We start from the raw sequence: 5332 nt of genomic DNA, 5'->3' as shown, positions 1-5332 counted from the left end.
CGCGGCGCTCGCCGCCGCGGTGCACCGCGGCACGGCGCGCGCCGACGGCCCCTGTCTGATCGGCGCCGCGGCGCTCGCGTTCCTGCTCGTCCACGGGCACTGGATGTGGCAGCTCTGGCGCGACTTCCACAATCCGCTGTTCCCGCTGTTCGGCCCCGTGTTCGGTGGCGACGTCGTCGCGCCGGCCGAACTGCGCGATACGCGCTGGCTGCCGCGGGGAACGGCCGAATGGCTGTTCTATCCGCTGCTCTGGGCCGATACGCCGCGCCGCGTCAGCGAGCTGTGGTTCCTCGACCTGCGCGTGCCGCTGGCCTACGCCGCGCTGCTCGCGCTGCCGTTGTGGTGGCGCCGCGCGCGCGCGCAGTCCGCGCAGCCGCAGGCGCTCGCATCGCTGCTCACGGCATTCGCAGCGGGCTATCTGCTCTGGCTGCCGCTGTTCGGCTATTACCGCTACCTCGCCGTGATCGAGATGCTCGCGCCGCTGCTGGTCACGCTCGCGGCGCTGGCGCTGCCGCGGCGCAGCGGGCTGTTCCTGGCCGTCAGCCTACTCGTCGTCGTCGGCCTGGCCACGCGTGCACCGCGCTGGGGGCGGCTCGCGGAATATGGCGAACATTACGTCGACGTCGTCCTGCCGTCCGTCCCGTTCGAGCGGGCGCTCGTGATCTTCGGCGACGGCCATCCGCTCGCGTTCCTCGCCCCGTCGTTTCCGTCGGGCACACGCTTCGTGCGCCTGCGCGGCAACCTGCTCGGCCCGCCGCTGCCGGCCTGGGCGCTCGACCGGCTCGTGCAGGAACGCATCCAGGCGCATCACGGACCGCTGTACCTGCTCGTCGCGACGCCGATCGATGCCGAACTGACCGGCATGCTCGCGCTGCAGAAATTGAGACTGCAAGGCGATTGCCTGCCCGTGCGCAGCAACCTGTTCGCCGACGAGCCGCCGGCGCGACTCTGTCCGCTGCAGCGCTGATCCGCCGCGCCCTGCGGCACTGCCGCGAGTATCCGATCGCAGCCTGATCCGCCCAGCGACGGAAGTTCCGCGCAATCTGCGTGCCTGAACGCCATGCCGCCGGCCATTCGCGGACGACGGCCATGCCGGCGTCAACGCTACGTCACAGGAAATGAGACCGCGATGCATCAGAATCCCAATTGCCGATTACGCAACAAAGGATAGTTTTCGCACAGGTTCTCCGCGCCTGCGCGAACGGATCCGGCCGCGCCGCGCTCGCGCTTCGCCGGCGGCATCGGCTCCGGTTCCGGCGTCGTCGGCAACACCCGCGCCGCAAGGCGCGCGTATCCCTTCTGGAGAGTCTCTTCATGCACAAACTGATCAAGCTGGGCCTGGCCGCTGCAGGCCTCATCGGCATCGCCAGCATCGCCGCGGCCGGCAACGTGCCCGGCATCGGCGCCCAGTATTTCGTCTACAGCCTCGGCACCTACAATCCGGAAATCGCGGATTCGATGAGCTCGCCGAGCAACAACTGGTACCTGCCGGGACAGAACTTCCGCACGCCGGTCGGCCTGCGCCATCTGAACCCGACGCTCGTCGACCAGCAGCTCGACAACATGCGCAATTCCGGCATCGACATCCTGTCGATCCCGCTGCCCGTCGGCGATCTCGCGGTCTGCGAATTCTCCAGCTGCAACGACGGCTACGCCGACGGCGTCTGGGGCGAAGTGCTCGACTACTCGGGCTACGCGCTGCGCGCACAGCAGCAGACCAACCTGCGCAACATCGTGCGCAAAGCGCGCGACCGCGGCTTCCGCTACATCTTCCTGCGCCTGAACAACTACGGGCCGGCGAACTGGACGGCGTGGAACGAGACCGAGTACCAGAAGGCGTGGAACTTCATCGTCAACACGCGCGCGCTGGTCTACTCGGAGCTCACCGACACGCCGGTCAAGGTGCTGTTCGACCTGGCGCCCGAAATGGTCGGCAATAACACCAATCAGCTGCAGACCTATACGCAGCGGATCTGGTCCGACTACGTCACGGCGTTCGGCACCGGCGACACGGTCGGCGGCTCGGTCATCGGCCATCCCTCGTTCCTGCCCGGGCTGTCCTGGTTCGGCGCGACCAAGCCGCCGATCTACGCGTTCGACATCTACCAGTTCGGCGCCGACGAAGTCGGCACCAGCCTCGTCAACTCGTGGAATTCGCTGCCCGCGGCGGAGAAGTCCAAGCCCATCATCCTGATGGAGACCTACCACAACGAGGCGGCGACCTCGGCCTCGCTGCAGGCGGCCATCGCGGCGAATCCGACGATGAAGGTCATGGCCATCGTGCAGTGGCCGACGACGCGCGAACCCTGCACGGGCTGCGGCGGACACGTGCGCCAGTCGGCGATCACGGCGCTCGGCACGACGAGCCAGATCTCGAACTATCTGACCCTGGCGCAGTCCGTCGTCAGCGACGACAGCAATGGCGCACGGCTGCACTTCAGCGATGTCAACTGCGCGACCAGCGCGGGCACGTGCACGATCGACGCGACGATCACGAGCCTGCCGGCACCGGGCAAGCCGGCCTACAAGGTCTATCTGCGCAGCTACACCGCGCCGGTCACGCGGACCTTGATGACCTGCAACGCCGGCACGAACACCGTGACCATCCCCTGGATACAGCCGTACACGGGCTATTTCTTCGAGTACTATGCGGTCAACAACTGCAGCGAAGATCCTTTCCTCGGAAAGAATCCGGTGCCCGATGCGACCTCGGTCGTCACTGCACGCTGACTCCGCCGGCCTCCCGGAACGGTGACGCTGCTCCACTTCGACTCGGCGATCACGCCGTTCACGCCGCCGGCCTTTGCCGGCGGCGTTTCATTGCGCAGACATGAAGATCCGATGATCACGCTAGCGGAACTCGAAACGATGGCGGTCGCCGCCGGCGGCACGGACCTTGACTACCTGCGGCATCATTTCCCGCGCTTCCTGGCCACCAAGGCGGAATTCGACAGCGGCTGGCAGCGTCACGAACAGGATCACGTCCTCGACATCGGCGCGCACTGGCTGCACCAGGGTGCGCTCTACGCGACCGACGGCTTCAAGGTCACGGCCATGGATCTGCCGCTGTCGATGGAACACCCAGCCGTCGTCGCGCTCGCCGGGAAGCTCGGCATCGAGCTGATCAGCTGCAGCAACCTGGAACAGCCAGCCGACGCGCTGAGCTGCCTCGCCGACGATTCGGTCTCGGTCGTGCTGTTCACCGAGATCCTCGAGCACATCACGTTCAATCCGGTCGCCATGTGGAAGGCGATCCATCGCGTGCTGCGGCCGGGCGGCCGCATCGTCGTGACGACGCCGAACTACTACGCGCTGCGCGGCCGGGCCTGGGATCCGCTGCGCGTGCTGCAGCGCTTCGGCGGCGGACCGACGGCGCTGGAGATCCTGCGCACGCCGACCTACGGACATCATTGGAAGGAGTACTCGCTGCGCGAGATCATCTACTACTTCTGCGTACTGTCCGACGAGTTCAACACGGTCAAGGCCAAGCATCTGCCCGAGTATTCGCCGGGCTACCTCGGCCGGCCCGAGAACGTGCTGACGCGCTGGCTCGAGCGCACGATCCCGCCGCTGCGTCCGTGCCTGCATCTCGAAATCCAGCTCATGGCGAAGGACAAGGGAATCGTGATCGAGCCGACCTGGTGATCGCCGCGGCGCCGGTCTCACCGCCGTGCCGCGGACGCGGACCAGCGCCGCCGCGCCGCGACGGTTTCGGGCCGGGACCGCGAGACACCAGCCGCGCTCAGCGCGGCGTCGACGCGGCGACGATCGCCGCATCGTGCAGGCGCAGCAGCCGGCGCGCATGGCCCCGCGCGCGTTCGTCCCAGTGCACGAGCTCGTAGGTCTCCGCCGGATCGTAGTCGGCGATATAGCCGTCGAAGCCGCGCTTGGCCGGCAAGGTCAGCCGGAACGCCTTCGCGCCGGGCCGGATGAAGCTGAACTGGGCATAGCCGCGCACGCGGCGCTGCGCGTCGAGGACGGCCAGCGGGCCGCCGGCGACGCGGCGTATGCCCTCGTCCACGGTCCCGGTGAAATGCAGCGCCGTGCGTCCGCTGACGGCGTCGATCACCGGTTCGCTGGCGAGCAGGCTCACCGACAGCCCGTCGTCGGCGACGGTGCCGTCCCATACGGCGCCGACCGGCAGCCAGGTCGGCGCGAACATCGCCAGACGCCGCTCGCGCAGCAGTGCGAGCGTCTTCATGACGGTCTGCGGGTCCGCGTCGGCCGAATTCGGCAGCATCGCCGGATCGACGACGTCGGAGCGCGCCGCCGCTGCGAACCGCTGCGCGCCCTGATAGACCGCCGCCGACCAGGCGCTGTAGTAGCGGTGCGTGACGAGCAGCGGCGCGGCGACGACGAGGCCGAGCGCTGCAGCGATCCAGGAACGGCGCCCGCGCCGCGCCGCGCGAGCGAGCGCAAGCAGCGCGAGGCTCAGCCAGAACAGGCAGGGCCAGACGAGATAACGGTCGGCGAAAACCTGATTGGGATTGTCGTGAAGGTAGTCGAGACGGCTCAGCCCGACGATGCCGGCGCAGCTGGCCGCGAACAGGCCCAGGCCGAGCGCGACGGCTTCCAGCCGCGTCGGCATTTCCCGCCGCTGGAGCCGGCCGAGGAATGCCGCGGCCAGCGCAGCCATGCCGGTGAAACCGAGCAGCGCCGACGTCGTCGTGCGCCAGTTCGCGCCGGGCAGCGCATCGACGAGCGATGCGGAGTCCTTGAGCACGGCCCCGAGCCAGGTATGGCCGACGCTGTCGGCGATCCAGGGATACAGCGGCGGATCGGCCAGGCCGAGCCAGCCGTTGATCCACGGCGAAGCGAGCCAGCGCGCGCTCGTGATCAGGCTGTCGAGCGGGCGGAATGCGATCACCTCGCGCACGGAATCGTCGCCGGGCAGCACGACGAGATACAGGAACAGGCAAAGCGCCATGCCGGCGCCCGGCAGCAGCAGCCACGCGCGCGGCAGGCGCAGCAGCAGGCCGAGCAGGATCACAGCGACGAAGCTCGCGAGGCCGGAACCGAACGAGAACGTCGCGACGCAGCAGGCCAATGTCGCGACGGCCAGCCAGCGCCAGGAGCCGGCGACGTGCGCCTGCCAGACGCCGAGCACGGCGACGCTGACGCTCAGCGTCAGCAGCTGCGCATGCACGATCTCGTGGCTGTGCATCAGCATGCGCGCGTTCGCGAGCCAGAACACCGCGACGACCGCCGCGAGCACGGCGGTCGCGCGCACCGGCGCGGCGAGCGCGCGCTCGCGCCAGCCGCACCAGGCGACGATGCCGGCCGTGCCGAATGCGCAGGCGAGACCGACGCCGATCTGCAGCAGCTGATTGGC

4 protein-coding genes are annotated in these 5332 nt (G+C 68.7%); 3 read left to right on the top strand and 1 reads right to left on the bottom strand.

What is annotated here, in order from left to right:
* The 3 genes from NON22_RS19865 to NON22_RS19855 form a co-directional block, all read left to right on the top strand.
* Positions 1–967, top strand: a 967-nt coding sequence (locus NON22_RS19865) for a hypothetical protein (RefSeq protein ID WP_257388712.1), incomplete at its 5' end; no start/stop codon positions are given.
* Positions 968–1314: 347 nt separating this feature from the next.
* Positions 1315–2730: a hypothetical protein gene (locus NON22_RS19860; protein ID WP_257388711.1), complete on the top strand. Its 1416-nt coding sequence runs from the start codon at positions 1315–1317 to the stop codon at positions 2728–2730.
* A gap of 111 nt (positions 2731–2841) precedes the next feature.
* Positions 2842–3645, top strand: a complete 804-nt coding sequence (locus tag NON22_RS19855) for a class I SAM-dependent methyltransferase (protein WP_257388710.1) — start codon at positions 2842–2844, stop codon at positions 3643–3645.
* A 97-nt stretch (positions 3646–3742) separates the two neighbouring features.
* On the opposite strand, the gene NON22_RS19850 is transcribed toward NON22_RS19855, so the two are convergent.
* The coding region (locus tag NON22_RS19850) for a hypothetical protein (RefSeq protein ID WP_257388709.1) at positions 3743–5332 on the bottom strand (1590 nt) is incomplete at its 5' end.

Source organism: Tahibacter caeni (assembly GCF_024609805.1).
In the GTDB taxonomy this organism is placed as follows: Bacteria; Pseudomonadota; Gammaproteobacteria; order Xanthomonadales; family Rhodanobacteraceae; genus Tahibacter; species Tahibacter caeni.
The sequence above is the reverse complement of the archived record's forward strand: the minus strand, read 5'-3'. Positions and strand labels throughout refer to the sequence as shown.